The following is a 20,526-nucleotide window of genomic DNA, read 5'->3' on the forward strand; positions in this document are numbered from 1 at the left end:
GATCTTGCTCAAAAACTGTGGACAACTCCGCGGTTGTGAATATTCCGCTCACCCATACCAGTGACTTCCAAGGGGAGCGGAACGACTACGCAGAGTCACGAGTTGGAGAGACAGGAGCCCGGCGCGGACGCGCGGGCACAGAGGAGGGAGTCGCGCGATGAGCGAGGATCGAAGGCCGCCGAGGCCCCGGAAAAACCATCCGGACATGCGACGACCCCCGCCGGGGGGGAGAGCGGGGGTCGTCTGCCACGGTTCGACTCGGGGGGGGAGGAGCCGAACCGGGGTAGCACGGTCGCGAACGATCCGTGACTTCCATGGTGTACCCGAGAGCCTTCTCAGGCAAACCCACGCGCCCCAGCGTACGCCGAATGGCGGGGTTCTATGCTCGGCTCGTGGAAAACCACTCGCTGCCCCGCACCGCTGCCTTCTTCGACCTGGACAAGACCGTCATTGCGAAGTCGAGCACGCTGACCTTCAGCAAGTCCTTCTACCAAGGCGGGCTGATCAACCGCCGCGCCGTTCTGCGAACGGCCTACGCGCAGTTCGTCTTCCTGGCGGGCGGCGCGGACCACGACCAGATGGAAGGGATGCGCAAATACCTCTCGGCCCTCTGCACGGGCTGGAACGTCCAGCAGGTGCGGGAGATCGTCGCCGAGACCCTGCACGACCTGATCGACCCGATCATCTACGACGAGGCCGCCTCCCTCATCGAGGAGCACCACGCGGCCGGCCGCGACGTGGTGATCGTTTCGACGTCCGGCGCGGAGGTGGTCGAACCGATCGGTGAACTGCTCGGCGCCGACCGGGTGGTGGCCACCCGGATGGTCGTCGGCGACGACGGCTGCTTCACCGGGGAGGTGGAGTACTACGCGTACGGCCCGACCAAGGCGGAGGCCGTGAAGGAACTCGCCGCCTCCGAGGGGTACGACCTGACGCGCTGCTACGCGTACAGCGACTCGGCGACCGACGTGCCGATGCTGGAGTCCGTCGGCCACCCCCACGCGGTCAATCCGGACCGCGCGCTGCGCCGCGAGGCCACCGCCCGGGAATGGCCGGTTCTCGTCTTCAACCGCCCCGTCCGTCTCAAGCAGCGCCTGCCCGGCCTGTCGATGCCGCCGCGCCCCGCGCTGATGGCGGCGGCAGCGGTGGGCGCGGCCGCCGCCACCGCCGGTCTCGTCTGGTACGCCAGCCGCCGCCGGACGGTCGTCACCGGTTGATGCCGCCTCTTCGCCCTCACGGCTTCGCCCGTGTTCACGCTCGCGGCTTTGCCCGTATTTGAGAGTAAAAGTAAAGAAGCGTTTCCAGGGCTTTCGCTCCTTCGGGAACGGGAGTACAAAGGAGTCAACGGCCCGCGAGACCAAGGCCATCCGCGAGGATCACCTGCTACGCAATACGGCCCCACGGACCGCGCATGGAAGCCGAGCACCCACGCGACGTCGACCCGTCGATTACGGGCCAGCCGCACCAGGCCACGGGCGAAGATCCCGACCTGATGGGCAACATTTCGAGGACGCTTGGTAACTCGACGGACATGCCAGCGGCGGTACCGAAGTCTGGTACCGCCGCATCTTTGTTCCCGGAGTGACCATCCGCCCGCGCCGGCTCGCGGTCAGCCGCCCCCGGAGCGGCGATCCACCGCGCCCGGGTACAGATCCGCTCCCGGGCGCAGATCCGCTCCCGCAGCCCTCAGGCGGCGCCGCGCTGGAGCGCCTCGCAGACCGCCATCGACTCACGCGCACCCAGTTCGGCCGCACGCCCGCAGTGGGTGATCCACGCCGCGACGCCCTCGGGCGTACCGGACACGTATCCCTCCAGAGCGGCGACGTACTCCGCACGCCCCAGTTCCGCGTGGCCGACCTCGGCCGGGCAGACCGACTTCGGGTCGAGTCCGCTGTTGATCAGCACGATGCGCTCGGCGGCACGCGCGACGAGGCCGTTGTGCGAGCCGAACGGCCGCAGCGCGAGCAGCTCGCCGTGCACGACCGCCGACGTGACCAGCGCCGGAGCGGCCGCCCCGCCCGCGATGATCAGTTGCGACAGCCCTTCCAGCCGCCCCGCGACCTCATCCGCACCCGGCAGCGGCAACTCGATCAGCGGTTCGTCGACCGGCTCGCCCGCCAGCCTGGGCCGCCCCACCAACTCGTCCTCGACGCCCGCGCCACCGGCCGCCACCAGGTGCAGCCTGGCCAGCACCCGCAACGGCGACTGCCGCCAGATGGACAGGAGCTGACCGGCCTCCGCGGTGAGCCGCAGCGCCCCGCCGATCACCCGGGCCTCGGCGTCACCGCTGAAGTCGGTACGCCGCCGCACCTCTTCCAGCGCCCAGTCCGCACCGGAGAGCGCCGCCGAACCGCGCGAGCCGCGCAGCGCCGCCTCGCCGGTGATCGCATTGCTCCTGCGCCGCATGACGCGGTGTCCGTACACCCGGTCGACCGCCTTGCGTACGGAGTCGACGGCCTCGGGCACGCCGGGCAGGGCGCCCAGCGCCGCGAGCGGATCAGCGTTCGTACTCATAAGTAGGGAGCGTACGCACCGTTCCGCCGCGCCCCCTTCCGCACCACCTTGGAGTGGTCTTCTTCACTTCGGTCGCACACGCAGCGCGTCTGTGCGCCTACCCTTGGTGAACATGAAGATCGCTTTCGTCGGGAAGGGCGGCAGTGGCAAGACCACGCTGTCCTCGCTGTTCATCCGCCACCTCGCGGCCAACGAAGCCCCGGTCGTCGCCGTCGACGCCGACATCAACCAGCACCTGGGCGCGGCACTGGGACTCAGCGAGGACGAGTCCGCCGCACTGCCCGCCATGGGCGCGCACCTCCCGCTCATCAAGGACTACCTGCGCGGCACCAACCCCCGCATCGCCTCCGCCGAGACGATGATCAAGACGACTCCGCCCGGCGAGGGCTCCCGCCTGCTGCGGGTGCGCGAGGACAACCCGGTGTACGACGCGTGCGCGCGCCCGGTGACCCTCGACGACGGCGAGATCCGGCTGATGGCGACCGGCCCCTTCACCGAGTCGGACCTCGGTGTGGCCTGCTACCACTCCAAGGTCGGCGCGGTCGAGATGTGCCTGAACCACCTGCTCGACGGCCCCGACGAGTACGTCGTCGTCGACATGACGGCGGGCTCGGACTCCTTCGCCTCGGGCATGTTCACCCGCTTCGACATGACGTTCCTGGTGGCCGAGCCGACCCGCAAGGGCGTCTCCGTCTACCGCCAGTACAAGGAGTACGCCCGGGACTACGGCATCGCGCTCAAGGTCGTCGGCAACAAGGTGCAGGGCCAGGACGACCTGGACTTCCTGCGCGACGAGGTCGGCGACGACCTCCTCGTCACGGTGGGCCACTCGGACTGGGTGCGGGCCATGGAGAAGGGCCGCCCGTCCCGCTTCGAGCTGCTGGAGGCGGAGAACCGACAGGGCCTCCAGGTCCTCCAGGACGCCGCCGAGGACAGCTACGCGCACCGCGACTGGGAGCGCTACACCCGGCAGATGGTCCACTTCCACTTGAAGAACGCGGAGAGCTGGGGCAACGCGAAGACCGGTGCCGACCTGGCTGCCCAGGTCGACCCGGCCTTCGTACTGGACGAACGCCTGGCGGTCAGTGCCGCTCAGCCGGCGTAGGAACAGGTCGGTTCCGTTCAGCCGGCGTAGGAACGGATCGGTTCGGTTCGGTTGGCGCAGGAACGAGTCGGTTCCGTTCAGCCGGTGTGGAAACCGGTCAGTGCCGCTCGGCCGACGAAGCGGCCGGGGCGTGCGTCGCGGGCTGGGCGGCGGCCGGGTTCAGGAAGGTTGCCCAGCCCGTCTTCGGGGCCTGGCCGACCTTCAGGGTGCGCAGCTTGGCCAGGACCTGCGGGTCCTGGACGTCCAGCCAGTCCGCGAGCTGGCGGAAGGACACGCACTTCACGCCGCGCTGGGTGCAGACCGCCTTGATGGTCTCCTCGACGGCGCGCATGTACGTGCCACCGTTCCAGGACTCGAAGTGGTTGCCGATGATCAGCGGGGCGCGGTTGCCCCGGTACGAGCGCTCGAAGGCCTGCAGCAGGCCGTCGCGCATCTGGTTGCCCCAGTACGCGTGCTTGCTCTCGTCACCGCGGGCCGCGCCCGACTGGTTCATGTAGAAGTTGTAGTCCATGGAGAGGGTCTGGAAGGCCCTCCCCGGCACCGGCACGAGCTGCATCGACAGGTCCCAGAGCTTGCCCCGCTTCTTGGGCCAGACCTGGTCGTTGACGCCACTGGTGTCGTAGCGGAAGCCCGTCTCGGCAGCGGCGCGCAGGAAGTTCTTGCGGCCCTCCAGGCAGGGCGTGCGGGCGCCGATGAGTTCCTTCTCGTAATCGAAGGGCAGCGGCTTGACGTCCTTGAGGGCGGCGTTGGACTTCCAGTTCTTGACGAAGGACTTGGCCTGGGCGATCTCGCTCTTCCACTCCTCCTTCGACCAGGTGCCGACCCCGCCGTCCTTGCCGCAGAAATGACCGTTGAAGTGGGTGCCGATCTCGTTGCCCTCGAACCAGGCGCCGCGGATCTGCTCCACGGTGTCCTTGATTCCCTTGACGTCGTTGAAGCCGATGTCGGAGCGTCCGGTGGAGTGCTGCGGCGGGTCGTAGAGGTTCTTCTTGGCCTCGGGCAGCAGATAGACGCCGCTGAGGAAGTACGTCATCGTCGCGTTGTACCGCTGTCCCACCTTGCGGAAGTGGGAGAACAGCCGCTGGCTGTCCTCGCCCGCGCCGTCCCAGGAGAAGACCACGAACTGCGGCGGCTTCTCTCCCGGCGCCAGCTTCTTCGGCAGGGGCTGGAGCGGCTGGGCGCCGGTGTACGCGGTCGAACCGTCACCGATCAGGCGGACCGGGCCGTTGGGAGCGGCGGCGGGGACCCGCTTCGCGCCGTGCGCCCCCTGCTTCGCCGGGGGCTCCGCCCCGGAACACCCGGCGAGGGCGGTCAGGGTCAGTGCGGCGGCAGTGACGCCGAAGGCAGTTCTCTTCGTGGCGGCCATCATCCGCCCACCCTCTTTCTCGGTCTGGATCCCGCGATGTCCGCCTCGGCCGAAACGGCGCGGCAAACCTCGCACGCACCCAGAAGTCGTCATATGCGACAAGCCGCCTGAAATACTTAATCACCGGTTTGGGTGAACAACTAGGCCATTTACCCGCAAACCAACCCGCAGATCTTTACTCTGAATTACGATTCGTTTACCGAGAGTTTTACGAGTCCCCCGCTGCACGCCGTGATCCACGGCCGCGACACCTCAGTTCCGCGACCGCGCTGCCCCGGAGGAGACAAGAGCAATGACTGCTTGCGTACCCACTCGCCCCGAACACACCTCTCGCACCACCCGAGCCTCACGGTTCAACCGCCCGCACAGCCCGCCGTCCGGTGACGGCCAGGACGGCAAGAAGCCCCACCGGGCCCGCTTCAGGATCGCCGGCGGTGACCTCGCTGCGTCGATCACCGTGTTCCTGATCGCCGTTCCCATGTCACTGGGCCTGGCCGTCGCCATCGACGCGCCGCTGGCCGCGGGCCTGATCGGCGCCGCCGTCGGCGGCATCGTCGCCGGTCTCCTCGGCGGCTCGCCCCTCCTGGTCAGCGGCCCTTCCGCCGGACTGACCGTCGTGACCGCAGGTCTCATCCAGCAGTACGGCTGGCGCACCACCTGCGGCATCGTCATCTGTGCCGGTTTCGTGCAGATCCTGCTCGGCTCGCTGCGGGCCGCCCGCGGCGCCCTCGCCGTCAGCCCGGCCATCGTGCACGGCACGCTCGCCGGCATCGGCGTCGCCATCGCGCTCGCCCAACTGCACATCGTGCTCGGCGGATCGCCCGAGAGCTCCGCCACGGCCAACGCCCTCGCCCTGCCCGGACAACTGGCGAACCTGGGCCCGGCCGCGCCACTGATCGGCGCGCTCACCATCGCCGTACTGATCCTGTGGCCGCGTCTGCCGGGACGTGCGGGAAGATTCCTGCGCAAGACCCCCGCCGCCCTGGCCTCCGTCGCGATCGCCACCGCGGTCGCCGCCGTCGCGGCCCCCTCGATCACCCGTGTCGACCTGCCCTCCTGGAGCAGTCACGCGCTGCCCCGGATGCCGGAGGGACCGGCGCTGGGTCTGATCGCGGCGGTGCTGACCGTGACGCTGGTGGCGAGTCTGGAGTCACTGCTGTCCGTGGTCGCCGTGGACAAGCTGGCCGCCGAGCGGCCCCTCGTACCGGGCACCCCGCCCGTACCGCGCTCGGACCTGGACCGCGAGCTGCGCGGTCAGGGAATCTCGAACATGGTCTCCGGCATGCTCGGCGGCCTGCCGCTCTCCGGAGGCGCCGTGCGCAGCACGGCCAACGTCCGTACGGGCGCGGTCAGCCGGGCGGCCACCGTGCTGCACGGGGTGTGGGTGCTGCTCGCCTCCGTGCTGCTGGTCGGCGTACTGGAGTGGATTCCGCTGGCGGCACTGGCCGCCCTGGTGATGATGGTCGGCATCCAGATGGTGAGCTTCGCCCACATCCGCAACGTCCACAAGCACCGCGAATTCCTGGTGTACGCCACCACGGTCGCCGGTGTCGTCGTGCTCGGCGTCCTGGAGGGTGTGGCACTCGGAATCGCCGTCGCGGTCGCGGTCGCGCTGCACCGGCTGGCCAAGACCCGCATCGTCGTCGAGACCACGGCCGACGGCGTCCACCACGTGCGGGCGCGCGGGCAGTTGACCTTCCTGGCCGTCCCCCGGCTGAGCCGGACGCTGGGCCAGGTGCCCGAAGGGGCGCACGCGGTGGTGGAGCTGGACGGGTCCTTCATGGACCACGCCGCGTACGAAACGCTGCAGACCTGGCAGGACAGCCATGTCGCGCAGGGCGGAAAGGTCGAGGTCACCGGCCGGTCGGGCAGCCGCCTCGCCGGGCCCGTGACGGGCGTGGCGCACACCTGCTGCCGCCCCTGGACACCCTGGCGCAATCACCATTGCGACGAGCACAACTCCCCCGGGCACGCCGCCGTCGACCACGCGGCCCAGGCGGTGACGCGCCCGTCCGGGACGCGTCAACTGGCCAGTGGGCTCAGCGCGTTCCAGCGCAACACCGCGCCGCTGGTGCGCGAGGAGCTGGCCCGCCTCGCGCGCGAGGGCCAGAGCCCCTCGCAGCTCTTCCTCACCTGCGCGGACTCCCGGCTGGTGACGAGCATGATCACGTCCAGTGGTCCGGGCGACCTCTTCACCGTACGGAACGTGGGAAACCTGGTTCCGCCGCCCGGTTCGGAGAGCGGGGACGACTCGGTGGCCGCGGCCATCGAGTACGCGGTGGACGTGCTGGAGGTCGAGTCGATCACCATCTGCGGGCACTCGGGGTGCGGAGCGATGCAGGCCCTGCTGAACGGGCCCGCCGAGGGCGGGGCGGACACCCCGCTGCGCCGTTGGCTGCGGCACGGCACGCCGAGTCTGCGACGCATGAAGAGCCGTCACCACCCGTGGGCGCGGATCTCCGGGCGGCTGCCCACCGATGTGGTGGAGCAGCTGTGCCTGACCAACGTGGTGCAGCAGTTGGAGCACCTGAGGAGCCACGAATCGGTGAAGCGCCGGCTCGCGGAGGGCACGCTGGAGCTGCACGGGATGTACTTCCACGTGGGCGAGGCCCAGGCGTATCTGCTGGTCGACGGGGCAGGGGTCGGGGAGACCAGCGAGGTCTTCGACCGTGTCGCGCCGTCGCCGCACACGGAGCTGGAGGATCTCAGCGCCTGATGGGTGCACCGTGAACCTTCCGCGGTTCGCATACGTGAGACCGTACGGCCCCCTCCGCACGACCGCGGCGGGGGCCGTACCGGCACCATGCCCGCCAACAGGTCTAAACCAATTGCCGGATGGCTCTTGTCACCCGGCCCTTCGACTGATGAGCTAGGCCCCGGGACACATCGGACGCCCCTGGGAATGGGAGATGTCGTGAGCAACGAAAGCCTGGCCAACCTTCTTCGAGAAGAGCGTCGATTCGCTCCTCCCGCCGAGCTGGCCGCGAACGCCAACGTCACTGCGGAGGCGTACGAGCAGGCCGAGACCGACCGGCTCGGTTTCTGGGCCGAGCAGGCGCGCCGGCTCACCTGGGCCACCGAGCCCACCGAGACGCTCGACTGGACGAACCCGCCCTTCGCGAAGTGGTTCGCCGACGGCAAGTTGAACGTCGCGTACAACTGCGTGGACCGCCACGTCGAGGCGGGGAACGGCGACCGCGTCGCCATCCACTTCGAGGGCGAGCCGGGCGACAGCCGCTCCTTCACGTATGCGGAGCTGAAGGACGAGGTGTCGCGCGCCGCGAACGCCCTCACCGAGCTGGGCATCCGCAAGGGCGACCGCGTCGCCGTCTACCTCCCGATGATTCCCGAGGCCGCGATCGCGATGCTGGCCTGCGCCCGTGTCGGCGCCGCGCACTCGGTGGTCTTCGGCGGTTTCTCCGCCGACGCCGTCGCCTCCCGCATCCAGGACGCCGACGCCAAGCTGGTCATCACCTCCGACGGCGGCTACCGGCGCGGCAAGCCGTCCGCGCTGAAGCCCGCGATCGACGAGGCCGTCGCCAAGTGTCCGACGGTCGAGCACGTCCTGGTCGTCCGGCGCACCGAGCAGGAGACGGCGTGGGACGAGTCCCGCGACGTGTGGTGGCACGAGATCGTCGGCCGGCAGTCGGCCGAGCACACCCCGGAGGCCTTCGAGGCCGAGCACCCGCTCTTCATCCTGTACACCTCGGGCACGACGGGCAAGCCCAAGGGCATCCTGCACACCTCCGGCGGCTACCTCACCCAGGCGGCCTACACCCACCACGCCGTCTTCGACCTGAAGCCCGAGACCGACGTCTACTGGTGCACGGCCGACATCGGCTGGGTGACCGGCCACTCGTACATCGTCTACGGGCCGCTGGCGAACGGCGCGACGCAAGTCATGTACGAGGGCACCCCCGACACCCCGCACCAGGGGCGCTTCTGGGAGATCGTGCAGAAGTACGGCGTGACCATCCTCTACACGGCGCCGACCGCGATCCGCACGTTCATGAAGTGGGGCGACGACATCCCCGCGAAGTTCGACCTGTCCTCGCTGCGCGTCCTCGGGTCGGTCGGCGAGCCGATCAACCCCGAGGCGTGGGTCTGGTACCGCAAGCACATCGGCGGCGACACGTGCCCGATCGTGGACACCTGGTGGCAGACCGAGACGGGCGCGATGATGATCGCTCCGCTGCCGGGCGTCACCGAGACGAAGCCGGGCTCCGCACAGCGCGCGCTGCCCGGCATCTCCGCGACGGTGGTGGACGACGAGGCGCGCGAGGTGCCCGACGGCGGGGGCGGCTACCTGGTCCTCACCGAGCCGTGGCCGTCGATGCTCCGCACGATCTGGGGCGACGACCAGCGGTTCATCGACACGTACTGGTCGCGTTTCGAGGGCAAGTACTTCGCGGGCGACGGTGCCAAGAAGGACGAGGACGGCGACATCTGGCTGCTGGGCCGCGTCGACGACGTGATGCTGGTGTCCGGGCACAACATCTCCACCACCGAGGTCGAGTCCGCGCTGGTCTCGCACCCGTCGGTCGCCGAGGCGGCCGTGGTCGGCGCGGCGGACGAGACGACCGGTCAGGCGATCGTGGCGTTCGTGATCCTGCGCGGCACGGCGTCCGAGACGCAGTCGCTGGTCGCGGACCTGCGCAACCACGTCGGTTCGACGCTGGGCCCGATCGCCAAGCCGAAGCGCATCCTGCCCGTCGCGGAGCTGCCCAAGACCCGCTCGGGCAAGATCATGCGCCGGCTGCTGCGCGACATCGCCGAGGGCCGTGAACTGGGTGACGTCTCGACGCTCACCGACGCCTCCGTGATGGGGCTGATCCAGACGAAGCTGCCGAGTTCGGCGGACGGCGAGGACTAGTCCCCCTCCCCCGGCCGCTCCTCCGGTCGCAGCAAGGGCACCCGGCGCTCCCCGCGCCGGGTGCCCTTTTCGTCCGTAAAGTGAAGGTCGCCGGATACGCCCTTGCGCACCACCGGTAGAGTTGTCGCTCGCGTCAGGAACGCGTCAAAACTCAACAGGTGCGCCGGGAAGTCTGGTCGGCAATGTGCTTCATGCTGCCCACCGACCGGAGGTAGATTCCCGTGGCCGCGCCCACTCCCCCCACGTCCGCTCCCGAGAGCAAGAGCAAGTTCCTCGGACGGCTCCCCCTTCCCGAGCGGCGCTACGTCGCCGAGGCCCTGCGCACCGAGACGGTGGGCGGCGTCCTGCTGCTCGTGGCCGCCGTCGCGGCGCTGATCTGGGCGAACACCTTCGGCTCCGGTTACGAGGCGTTCCGCGGGCTGCACTTCGGGCCCGGCTTCCTCGGACTCGACCTGTCCGTGCAGCACTGGGCGGCCGACGGCCTCCTCGCCGTCTTCTTCTTCGTCGCGGGCATCGAACTCAAGCGCGAACTCGTCGCGGGCGAACTGCGCGACCCGAAGGCCGCGGCGCTCCCGGTGATCGCCGCCCTGTGCGGCATGGCGGTCCCGGCACTCGTCTACGTGCTCGTCAACGTGGTCGGCGGCGGAGACACCGGCGGCTGGGCCGTGCCGACCGCGACCGACATCGCCTTCGCGCTCGCGGTCCTCGCCGTGATCGGCACCTCGCTGCCGTCCGCGCTGCGGGCCTTCCTGCTGACCCTGGCCGTCGTCGACGACCTCTTCGCGATCCTGATCATCGCGGTCTTCTTCACCACCGACATCAACTTCCTGGCGCTCGGCGGGGCCTTCCTCGCGCTGGCGGTCTTCTGGCTGCTGCTGCGCGCGAACGTCCGTGGCTGGTACGTCTACGTACCGCTCGCCCTGGTGATCTGGGGCCTGATGTACAACAGCGGCGTGCACGCCACCATCGCCGGTGTCGCCATGGGCCTGATGCTGCGGTGCACCCGGCGCGAGGGCGAGGAGCACTCGCCGGGTGAGCACATCGAACACCTGGTGCGGCCGCTGTCGGCGGGGCTCGCGGTGCCGCTGTTCGCTCTGTTCTCGGCGGGCGTGTCGGTGTCCGGGGGCGTGCTCGCGGACGTCTTCACCAAGCCGGAGACGCTCGGCGTGGTGCTGGGCCTGGTGCTCGGCAAGGCGCTCGGCATCTTCGGCGGCACCTGGCTGGCGGCGCGCTTCACCAAGGCGGAGCTCAACGAGGACCTGGTCTGGCCGGACGTCTTCGCGATCGCCTCGCTGGCCGGAATCGGCTTCACCGTTTCGCTCCTGATCGGCGAACTCGCCTTCACCGACGACTTGCAACTGGCCGAGGAGGTCAAGGCGGCGGTACTCATCGGCTCGCTGACCGCCGCGATCCTGTCCGGCGTACTGCTGAAACTGCGGGTCCGCAAGTACCGCGCGCTCTACGACGAGGAGGAGCGCGACGAGGACATGGACGGAATCCCGGACGTCTACGAGGTCGGCAAGCCGGAATACCACCTGCGGATGGCCGACATCCACGACGCGAAGGCCGCCGAACACCGACGGCTGGCCGCCCAGTACGCGGGTAGCGGCAACAACGGCACCGGAGACACCGGCGCCACGAACACCGCACAAGTGCCGGGGGCAGCGCGCGACGACCGCAGCGGTCCGGCATGATCTGACTTCAGATCCGGCGAGTGTTCCGACATGTGTCGAAAACTCGCAGAGCTTGAACAAAAGAGGGAGTAAGCGATGAGCGACCCCGCGCGCAACGCCCACGGCGTCGAGAGCGCCGAGCGCAGCCTCGGCCAGTTGGTCGCCACGGCGACCACCGAGCTGTCGGCACTCGTGCACGACGAGATCGCGCTGGCCAAGATCCAGCTCCGGCAGGACGTGAAGCGCGGTGCGGTCGGCGGTGGGGCGTTCGGCGCGGCCGGCGCGGTGCTGATCTTCTCGCTGCCGATGCTGAGCTTCGCACTGGCGTACGGCATCCACGCCTGGAGCGACTGGCACCTGTCGGTCTGCTTCCTGCTCTCCTTCGTGGCGAACGTCCTGGTCGCGGGGCTGCTCGCGCTGATCGGCGTGGTCTTCGCGAAGAAGGCCAAGAGGGGCCGCGGCCCGCAGAAGGCGGCCGCGTCCGCCAAGGAGACGGCGGCCGTTCTGCAGAATGCGAAGCCGCACCCCCGTCAGACGCCGGACAGCACGTCCGTTGTGGCACGCTCGTCCGTATGACAGCCCTTGACACCAACGGCTCTTCCGGTACGCCCGCCACACCCGCCGCATCACCGGCCTCCGCCGCGTCCCTCGTGCGGCTCGACGGCCCGTGGACGCACCGGGACGTGGCGGCCAACGGCGCGCGCTTCCACATCGCGGAGCTGGGGGAAGGGCCGCTGGTTCTGCTGCTGCACGGGTTCCCGCAGTTCTGGTGGACCTGGCGGCATCAGCTGACGGCGCTCGCCGAGGCCGGGTTCCGGGCGGTGGCGATGGACCTGCGCGGGGTGGGCGGCAGCGACCGCACGCCCCGGGGATACGACCCGGCGAACCTCGCGCTCGACATCACGGGCGTCGTACGGTCCCTGGGCGAGCCGGACGCGGCCCTCGTCGGGCACGACCTGGGCGGGTACCTGGCGTGGACCGCGGCGGCGATGCGCCCCAAGCTGGTGCGCCGGCTGGTGGTCTCCTCGATGCCGCACCCGAGACGGTGGCGCTCCGCGATGCTGTCGGACTTCGCGCAGTCGCGGGCCGGCTCCTACGTCTGGGGCTTCCAGCGTCCGTGGGTACCGGAGCGCCAGCTCGTCGCGGACGACGCGGCGCTGACGGGCCGCCTGATCCGGGACTGGTCGGGACCCCGGCAGCCGGACGACAAGGTGGTCGACACCTACCGGCGGGCGATCCAGATCCCTTCGACCGCGCACTGCTCGATCGAGCCGTACCGGTGGATGGTGCGCTCGATGGCCCGTCCCGACGGCCTCCAGTTCAACCGGCGGATGAAGACTCCCGTACGGGTGCCGACGCTGCATCTGCACGGCTCGCTCGACCCGGTGATGCGCGCCCGCAGCGCCGCGGGCTCCGGCGAGTACGTCGACGCGCCCTACCAGTGGCGGCTGCTGGAAGGACTCGGACACTTCCCGCACGAGGAGGACCCGGCCGCCTTCTCGGCCGAACTCGTCCACTGGCTCCAGGACCCGGAACCGGCCCGCTAGATCCGGAGCCCACCCCCGGCAGAACACTTGTCCTACGAACTGCCAATTGCCTCCCGCATAGGCCAATTGGCGGCCTGTCAGGCGATTATCGACCTTGGGTGCCGGGCAGAGGTCGGGGTATGGGCTGGACGCACGACTACGGTGACGCAGCACGCAACCGCCGCTCGGCAATGACGCCGATCGCTCACGAGAGGGGACGCCCCCACAATGAGGGCCGCCAACACCCCGGCACGGCGATCGGCATTCCCCGTATCCTTCGGCGCCGCGCCCGGTGGATGTCGGCACGGCTGAGGCATCAGCGCAGCTGACGCCTCCCCCCGGCACCCGGCTCCCTGGCACGGAACGTCCCCGCCGGCCGAGGTCGCGCCCCCGTCGGGCGACCACGGCCGGTCAGTCCTTCCGGAGGTAGTCGAGTCCGGGATGTGCGCCCCGGTAGCCCTCCAGCAACCTGTGCGCCACCTGGACCGAGTCGACGAGCGGGTGCAGGGCGAACGCCTTGACCGCCTCCCGTCGCGACCCGCTCTCCCCCGCGGCCAGCACGCACCGCTCCACGGCCTTCACGGCGGCCACCAGGCCCGCCTCGTGACCGGTGAGCTGCGAGACCGCCAGGGGGTGCGCCCCGGTCGCGTCGACCAGGCACGGTGCTTCCACCACGGCGGCCTCGTCGAGGACGTCGAGCACACGACCTCCGTGTAGGCCACCGCCCTCCCGGCTGCCGTCGGACCGGCTGCCGTCGGACCGGCTGCCGTCGGACCGGCTGCCGTCGGACAGACCGACGTCTGGCCGGTCGGCGACGGGCCGGTCGACGGCCGGTGCGGTGCTCCTGCCGTTGCGGACGTTGAGGATCAGCGTGGTGCGTTCGTCGCGTGCGACGGCCCGCATCAGGGCCAGCGCCACGTACTCGTACCCGCCGGACTCCAGGTCGTCGGCGGCCCGCTCCCCCGCGCCCGCCGCCTCCCGGTTCTCCGCCATGTACGTCGCCTCGCGCTCGGCCCTCGTACGGTCCCAGGCTTCCCAGGCCGCGCCCTGCGGCCCCGTGGCCGCACGGGATGCCGGACCGGTCCTCAGGGCGTCGTAGAAGCGCGCCTGCTGGTCGCGGAGGAAGGCACCGCGGGTCTGCCTCGCCTGCTGGTAGGCGGCGACCGCCTCGCGGTTGAAGTAGTAGTAGTGCAGGTACTCGTTGGGGACGGAGCCCAGGGAGCGCAGCCAGTCCGCGCCGAAGAGACGGCCCTCCTCGAAGGACGTCAGCCGCGCGTCGTCGGCGAAGAGCTGGGGCAGCACATCGCGGCCCGCCACGTACAACCCGCGCAGCCAGCCGAGGTGGTTGAGGCCCACGTAGTCCACCCGCGCCGACGCGGGGTCGGCGACGCCGAGCGTGCGCGCCACCCTGCGGGCCAGGCCCACCGGCGAGTCGCAGATGCCGATGACGCGCTCGCCGAGGTGGCGGGACATGGCCTCGGTGACCAGGCCGGCCGGATTGGTGAAGTTGATGACCCAGGCCTCGGGCGCCAGCCGGGCCACCCTGCGGGCGATGTCGACGGCCACGGGGACGGTCCGCAGGCCGTACGCAATGCCGCCGGCGCCGACGGTCTCCTGGCCCAGTACCCCTTCGGCCAGGGCGATCCGCTCGTCGGCGGCCCTGCCCTCCAGGCCGCCGACCCTGATCGCGGAGAAGACGAAGTCGGCGCCGCGCAGCGCCTCGTCGAGGTCGGTGGTGACCGAGACCTCGGGCGCGTCGGGGACGCCCTCGGCGGCGGCGCGGGCGGCCTGGTCCCCGAGCACCCGGGCGATGGCGGCCAGCCGGGCCGGGTCCAGGTCGTACAGGGTGAGGTGGGTGACGCGGCCCTCGGCGCGGTCGCGCAGGAGTGCTCCGTACACCAGCGGGACGCGGAATCCACCGCCGCCCAGGATCGTCAGACGCATGCTCGTGGCCTTTCGGTAGGGACCCGCTGCCCGGGTCTCCGGTCCGCCTGCGGGTTCTCCCGCGAATGCGGGCTCTCCTGCGGATACGGATACGGATGCTTCAGCCTCGCAGGTCACCCGATGCTCATGAATCAACCCGTGGGTTGGCATTTCTGCTCAGCCCACGGGTTGATTCCGAGGTCGTACGGGGCGCGTCGGCCCCCTGGTGCGCGGAACCCCGAGCGGGACGGGCCCCGGGGCGGGGGCGGCCGGGCACGCGGGACGGATCAGAGCGCGCAGCCCTGGCTGTCCACCTGCTGACTGGCCGTGCGGCCGGTCTTGATGTCGTCCTGGATCTCGTCGGCGGTCAGCGCGTAGCCCGTCTGCGGGTCGTCCAGCGACTTGGCGAAGATGACGCCGTAGACCTTGCCGTCGGGGGTCAGCAACGGGCCGCCGGAGTTGCCCTGGCGGACCGTCGCGTACAGCGAGTAGACGTCGCGGCGGACGGTGTCGCGGTGGTAGATGTCGGGGCCCTTGGCGTTGATGCGGCCGCGGACGCGGGCCGACCGGACGTCGTACGAGCCGTTCTCCGGGAAGCCGGCGACGATCGCGCTGTCGCCGCTGCGGGCGTCCTTGGCGATGAATTCCAGCGGCTTGGCCTCCAGGGCCGGGACGTCCAGGACGGCGATGTCGCGCTGCCAGTCGTACAGGACGACCTTGGCGTCGTACAGCTTGCCCTCGCCGCCGATCTGCACGGTCGGCTCGCTGACCCCGCCCACCACGTGCGCGTTCGTCATGACGCGGCGGTCGGCGAACACGAAACCGGTGCCCTCCAGGACCTTGCCGCAGCTCGGCGCCGTGCCGACGACCTTGACGATGGACTGCTTGGCTCGGGCCGCCACCGGGCTGCCGGCGAGCTTCGGGTCGGGCGGGGTGACCTCGGTGATCGGCTCGTTCGAGAACGGGCTGAAGACCTGCGGGAAACCATTCTGCGCGAGGACGGAGCTGAAGTCCTCGAACCAGGTGCTGGCCTCTCCCGGCACCACCCGGTCCACCCCGAGCAGCACCTTGGAGCTCCGCACCTCCTTGCCGAACGTGGGCAGCGACGAGCCCGCGAGGGCGGAGCCGATCAGCCAGGCCACCAGCAGCATCGCCACGACGTTGACCAGCGCGCCGCCGGTCGCGTCCAGCGCGCGGGCGGGCGACCAGGTGATGTGTCTGCGCAGTTTGTTGCCCAGATGGGTGGTGAAGGCCTGCCCCACCGAGGCGCAGACGATCACGATCACGACCGCCACCAGGATTCCGGTGGTGGAGTCGCCGAGGGAGGAACCCTCGTCGAACCACCCCCAGATGACCGGCAGCAGATACACCGCGACAAGACCGCCGCCGAGGAACCCGATCACCGACAGCACGCCGACGACGAATCCCTGGCGGTACCCGATCACCGCGAACCACACGGCCGCGACCAGCAACACAATGTCCAGGACGTTCACGCCCGCCACCCTGCCATGTCCGTCATGCGTGCCAGTCGAGCGGGACCTCGCGGGAGCGGTCCCAGGGACGCTCCCAGCCCGCGAAGTGCAGGACCTTGTCCACCACGCCCGCCGTGAATCCCCACAGCAGGCCGTGTTCCAGCAGGAAGGCGGGGCCCCGGTGACCGCGCGGATGCACGCTGGTGGCCCGGGTCGCCGGGTCGGTGAGCTGCGCCACCGGGACGGTGAAGACGTGCGCGGTCTCGCCCTGGTCGACGGCGCCGACCGGGCTCGGCTCCCGCCACCAGCCCAGCACCGGGGTCACCACGAAGCCGCTGACGGGGATGTACAGACGCGGCAGCACCCCGAAGACCTGAACACCGGAGGGGTCGAGTCCGGTCTCCTCCTCGGCCTCCCTGAGGGCAGCCCGCAGCGGCCCCGTGGTCGCGGGGTCGCCGTCCTCGGGGTCGAGGGCGCCGCCGGGGAAGGAGATCTGCCCGGCGTGCGAGCGCAGGCTGCCGGCCCGTTCCATCAGGAGCAGCTCGGGCCCCTGCGGCCCCTCGCCGAAGAGCACCAGGACCGCCGACTGACGTCCGCTGCCGCTTTCCGGCGGCAGAAAGCTGCTCAACTCCTCGGGGCGGACACTGCGGGCCAGGCCGGCCACCGGATCGAGCCAGGCGGGCAGGCCCTGGTCGCTGACGACGACCGGGCCGGACGCGGCCGCCACACCGCCCGTGCCCCCGACGACCGAGCCGGACGCGGCCCTCCTGTCGCCCGTGGCTCCGGCCGGCGGGCCGGACGCGGCCGCCCCGTCACCCGCGGCCTCGGCAACCCGTTCGGACGCCGACCTCACGTCGCCCATGCCCCCGGCCGGCGGGCCGATCGCCGTCGTTCCGTCCTCGTACGTCTCACTCGCGGCTCCCGCTGTGCTCGTCCGTGTCATCCGCCACACCCCGTACCTTCCCAACGTCCGCACCCGGCACGATCGTTCCGCACCGCGCCGTCGTTCCCTCAATCCGTGGACCGTCCGGGGTCATTTTTCGGCCGCGGCCGCTCCCAGCGGCGGCGCCGGCCTGCCGCCCGCGTCCAGGAAGGACTGCGGGGGCTTCAGCCGCTGTCCCGGGTGCCCGCCCTTCTCGTACTTCAGCAGCTTTTCGGCCTTCTCCGGATCCGTCTCGCCCACGCCGTACGACGGACACAGGGCGGCGATCGGGCAGGCGCCGCAGGCGGGCTTGCGGGAGTGGCAGATGCGGCGGCCGTGGAAGATCACGCGGTGCGAGAGCATCGTCCACTCGCTCTTGGGGAAGATGTCGGCGACCACCGCCTCGACCTTCACCGGGTCCTCCTCGTCGGTCCACTTCCAGCGGCGTACCAGTCGCCCGAAGTGGGTGTCGACGGTGATTCCGGGAACATCGAAGTAGTTGCCCAGCACCACGTTGGCGGTCTTGCGGCCGACCCCCGGCAGGGTCACCAGGTCCTCGATGCGGCCGGGCACCTCGCCGCCGAAGTCGTCCCGCAGGGCCGCGGACAGGCCCAGCAGGGACCTCGCCTTGGCGCGGAAGAAGCCCGTCGGCCGGATGATCTCCTCCAGTTCCTCCGGCACGGCGGCGGCCATGTCCTCGGGCGTCGGGTACGCCTCGAAGAGGGCCGGGGTGGTCTGGTTGACGCGCAGGTCGGTGGTCTGGGCGGAGAGCACCGTGGCGACCAGTAGCTGGAAGGGGTTCTCGAAGTCGAGCTCGGGGTGGGCGTACGGGTAGACCTCGGCCAGCGCGCGGTTGATCCTGCGGGCGCGGCGGACCATGGAGAGGTGGGACTCGGGCTTGGCCTGCTTGGCAGCGGCCTTCTTCGCCGCCGGGGTCCCCGCGGCCTGCTTCGCCTTCGCGGAGGGCTTCCTCTCGGCGGCCTTCTTGACCGGAGCCTTCGCAGCGGCCTTCTTCGCCGGCGTCTTCCCAGCGGCCCTCTTCGCCGGGGCCTTCGCGACGGCGGCCTTCCCGCCCGGCGCCTTCTTCGCCGCGGTCGGCCCGGCCGGCGTCGCGGTGACCGCTTCGGCGGCCTTCCCCGGTTTCGCCGCGGCCTGTTCGCCCACGGCGGAATTACGACCTGCTGTCACCTGTCCGGCCCCCTTGACCTGCGCTCTCACCGGCGTGTTGGACACCCGTCCAGCCTAGGTGCAGCCACGGACATCCACCTTGGCCACAGCTCAACGCGTACCCAATCAGCCCCCTGAAGCACGACCTGGCCCGGATGTAAGTCATCCTTGGTGATTGAAGTGATTGATCGCACTGTTTTACCGTCCGGCATCATGGGGATCCAGGTCCCCTGAGCAGGTCGACAAGGAGAGAACACGTGGACGACGTTCTGCGGCGCGCCCCGCTCTTCGCGGCGCTCGATGACGAGCAGGCCGCGGAGCTGCGCGCCTCCATGAGCGAGGTGACCCTCGCACGCGGTGACGCCCTGTTCCACGAGGGCGACCCCGGTGACCGCCTCTATGTGGTGACCGAGGGCAAGGTGAAGCTGCACCGCACCTCCCCCGACGGCCGGGAGAACATGCTGGCCGTCCTCGGCCCCGGCGAGCTGATCGGCGAGCTGTCGCTGTTCGACCCGGGTCCGCGCACCGCCACCGCGACGGCGCTGACCGAGGTCAAGCTGCTGGGCCTCGGCCACGGCGACCTCCAGCCCTGGCTGAACGTACGCCCGGAGGTCGCGACCGCGCTGCTGCGCGCGGTGGCCCGCCGACTGCGCAAGACCAACGACCAGATGTCCGACCTGGTCTTCTCCGACGTGCCGGGCCGGGTGGCCCGTGCGCTTCTGGACCTGTCGCGGCGCTTCGGTGTGCAGTCCGAGGAGGGCATCCACGTCGTGCACGACCTGACGCAGGAAGAGCTGGCCCAGTTGGTCGGCGCCTCCCGCGAGACGGTCAACAAGGCGCTCGCGGACTTCGCGGGCCGCGGCTGGCTGCGCCTGGAGGCGCGGGCCGTGATCCTGCTGGACGTGGAACGTCTGGCGAAGCGCTCGCGCTGACGCTGTCGTACGGGAAGTACGGACAGTACGGGCGGACCGTACGGGCGACGGGAAGTACAGGCAGTACGGGAACGGGCCGCACCCTCTGTGAGGATGCGGCCCGTTCCGTTTGTCACGGTGTTCAGTCCTTGCCCACGATCACCGGCGTCCGGCTGCCCGAGCCGCACGGAACGGCGTACACCGGGTGCTTCTGGGCGGCCTCCTTGTAGGCCTCGATGCACTGGTTCGCGAGCACCTTGTCGCTGAGCGAGTTGTTCAGGATGCGGTTGGCCTGGGCGACGCCCTCGGCCTCGATCTTGCGCCGCTTGGCCTCGGCGGTGGCCGTCTTGGCCGCCTCCTCGGCCCGCTCGGTGGCCTGCTGCTGCTGGATCTTCCGGTCGATCTGGCCCTGGAGCTGCGCGGAGGGCTTCACATTGCGCAGGTTGACGGCCGCGACGGCGATCCCGCGCGGAGCGAGCCGCTCCTTGATCAGCTCGCCGATCTCGGCGTTGATCTTCTCGCGGGCCGAGGAATAGCCCTGTTCGCTCGTGTGCCGGGCGAACACGTTGCGGATGATCTCCCGGCTGTCCGGCTGCACCAGACGCGTCTGCACGGACTCCTCGCTGCCCGCGAGGCGGTACAGCTCGACGACCTTGTCCGGGGTCACCGCCCACTTCACGGTCAGTTCGACCTCCATGACGCCGCCCTGCGAGGAGCGGACCTCGACGACGTCCTTGTCGGAGAGGTTGAGGTCGACGGGGCGGGTGGAGAAGGACGTGACGGTCGTGAACGGCGAGCGCAGGTGCATGCCGGAGAGCATCGGCCCGCCGACCTTGCCGAAGGTGACCGGCACCCCCACCTCGTACGCGCTCATCACGTACAGGCAGCTGGAGATCCCCGCGATCAGCCCGGCGAGCAACGCGCCCGCCGCACCGAGTCTCAGACCTCGGGTGTCCTGCGCCCGGCCCACGAAGTAGAGCACCACGGCGGCCAGGACGAGCAGGATGGACAGCACAAACACAGTGGTTCCCCCCAGGAACAACGGTCATCATGCCGGTACGCACCGGATGTAGG

At 70.3% G+C, this 20,526-nt stretch carries 16 protein-coding genes; 9 read left to right on the plus strand and 7 right to left on the minus strand.

Going from position 1 to position 20,526, the window contains the following annotated elements; translation table 11 throughout:
• Window positions 1–368 precede the first annotated feature (368 nt).
• Window positions 369–1,217 (plus strand): HAD family hydrolase, encoded by an 849-nt coding sequence (locus ACZ56L_RS33155; protein ID WP_345220321.1) that lies wholly within the window; start codon window positions 369–371, stop codon window positions 1,215–1,217.
• A gap of 469 nt (window positions 1,218–1,686) precedes the next feature.
• On the opposite strand, the gene ACZ56L_RS33160 is transcribed toward ACZ56L_RS33155, so the two are convergent.
• Complete coding sequence (locus ACZ56L_RS33160; RefSeq protein WP_345220326.1) at window positions 1,687–2,514, minus strand: Fic family protein; 828 nt, start codon at window positions 2,512–2,514, stop codon at window positions 1,687–1,689.
• Window positions 2,515–2,626: 112 nt separating this feature from the next.
• Between ACZ56L_RS33160 and ACZ56L_RS33165 the strand changes: the two genes are divergently transcribed.
• The gene (locus tag ACZ56L_RS33165) at window positions 2,627–3,619 is read left to right on the plus strand and encodes an ATP-binding protein (protein ID WP_345220328.1); all 993 of its coding nucleotides are present in this window, start codon (window positions 2,627–2,629) and stop codon (window positions 3,617–3,619) included.
• Between the two features lie 97 nt (window positions 3,620–3,716).
• Here ACZ56L_RS33165 and ACZ56L_RS33170 read toward each other — a convergent pair whose 3' ends face one another.
• Window positions 3,717–4,988, minus strand: a complete 1,272-nt coding sequence (locus ACZ56L_RS33170) for a polysaccharide deacetylase family protein (RefSeq protein ID WP_471068463.1) — start codon at window positions 4,986–4,988, stop codon at window positions 3,717–3,719.
• 289 nt (window positions 4,989–5,277) lie between these two features.
• On the opposite strand from ACZ56L_RS33170, the gene ACZ56L_RS33175 reads away from it, so the two are divergent.
• The 6 genes from ACZ56L_RS33175 to ACZ56L_RS33200 all read left to right on the plus strand — a co-directional run bounded on the left by ACZ56L_RS33175 (window position 5,278) and on the right by ACZ56L_RS33200 (window position 13,386).
• Window positions 5,278–7,701: a bifunctional SulP family inorganic anion transporter/carbonic anhydrase gene (locus ACZ56L_RS33175; protein WP_471068466.1), complete on the plus strand. Its 2,424-nt coding sequence runs from the start codon at window positions 5,278–5,280 to the stop codon at window positions 7,699–7,701.
• A gap of 186 nt (window positions 7,702–7,887) precedes the next feature.
• On the plus strand, window positions 7,888–9,858 hold the full coding sequence (gene acs, locus ACZ56L_RS33180; RefSeq protein ID WP_345220334.1) for an acetate--CoA ligase: 1,971 nt from the start codon (window positions 7,888–7,890) through the stop codon (window positions 9,856–9,858).
• A gap of 221 nt (window positions 9,859–10,079) precedes the next feature.
• Window positions 10,080–11,552 (plus strand): Na+/H+ antiporter NhaA, encoded by a 1,473-nt coding sequence (gene nhaA / locus ACZ56L_RS33185; protein WP_380837411.1) that lies wholly within the window; start codon window positions 10,080–10,082, stop codon window positions 11,550–11,552.
• 75 nt (window positions 11,553–11,627) lie between these two features.
• A complete protein-coding gene (locus ACZ56L_RS33190; RefSeq protein ID WP_345220336.1) occupies window positions 11,628–12,107 on the plus strand; it encodes a phage holin family protein in 480 nt (159 codons plus the stop codon).
• A complete protein-coding gene (locus ACZ56L_RS33195; RefSeq protein WP_468690766.1) occupies window positions 12,104–13,078 on the plus strand; it encodes an alpha/beta fold hydrolase in 975 nt (324 codons plus the stop codon). The genes ACZ56L_RS33190 and ACZ56L_RS33195 overlap by 4 nt, the downstream gene beginning before the upstream one ends.
• 119 nt (window positions 13,079–13,197) lie before the next feature.
• Window positions 13,198–13,386, plus strand: coding sequence for a hypothetical protein (locus tag ACZ56L_RS33200; protein WP_401765550.1), 189 nt, complete (start codon window positions 13,198–13,200; stop codon window positions 13,384–13,386).
• 82 nt (window positions 13,387–13,468) lie between these two features.
• On the opposite strand, the gene ACZ56L_RS33205 is transcribed toward ACZ56L_RS33200, so the two are convergent.
• The 4 genes from ACZ56L_RS33205 to nth all read right to left on the minus strand — a co-directional run bounded on the left by ACZ56L_RS33205 (window position 13,469) and on the right by nth (window position 18,538).
• Window positions 13,469–15,001: a 6-phospho-beta-glucosidase gene (locus ACZ56L_RS33205; protein WP_471068473.1), complete on the minus strand. Its 1,533-nt coding sequence runs from the start codon at window positions 14,999–15,001 to the stop codon at window positions 13,469–13,471.
• A gap of 266 nt (window positions 15,002–15,267) precedes the next feature.
• Complete coding sequence (locus ACZ56L_RS33210) at window positions 15,268–16,473, minus strand: MarP family serine protease (RefSeq protein ID WP_345220345.1); 1,206 nt, start codon at window positions 16,471–16,473, stop codon at window positions 15,268–15,270.
• 22 nt (window positions 16,474–16,495) lie between these two features.
• Complete coding sequence (locus tag ACZ56L_RS33215; protein WP_471068477.1) at window positions 16,496–17,395, minus strand: NUDIX hydrolase; 900 nt, start codon at window positions 17,393–17,395, stop codon at window positions 16,496–16,498.
• Between the two features lie 90 nt (window positions 17,396–17,485).
• Window positions 17,486–18,538, minus strand: a complete 1,053-nt coding sequence (gene nth / locus ACZ56L_RS33220) for an endonuclease III (protein ID WP_471068514.1) — start codon at window positions 18,536–18,538, stop codon at window positions 17,486–17,488.
• A 260-nt stretch (window positions 18,539–18,798) separates the two neighbouring features.
• On the opposite strand from nth, the gene ACZ56L_RS33225 reads away from it, so the two are divergent.
• The gene (locus ACZ56L_RS33225; protein WP_123460131.1) at window positions 18,799–19,473 is read left to right on the plus strand and encodes a Crp/Fnr family transcriptional regulator; all 675 of its coding nucleotides are present in this window, start codon (window positions 18,799–18,801) and stop codon (window positions 19,471–19,473) included.
• A 121-nt stretch (window positions 19,474–19,594) separates the two neighbouring features.
• On the opposite strand, the gene ACZ56L_RS33230 is transcribed toward ACZ56L_RS33225, so the two are convergent.
• Window positions 19,595–20,473, minus strand: coding sequence for a prohibitin family protein (locus ACZ56L_RS33230; RefSeq protein WP_401765564.1), 879 nt, complete (start codon window positions 20,471–20,473; stop codon window positions 19,595–19,597).
• Window positions 20,474–20,526 lie beyond the last annotated feature (53 nt).

Source organism: Streptomyces sp. NPDC039736, assembly GCF_055596485.1.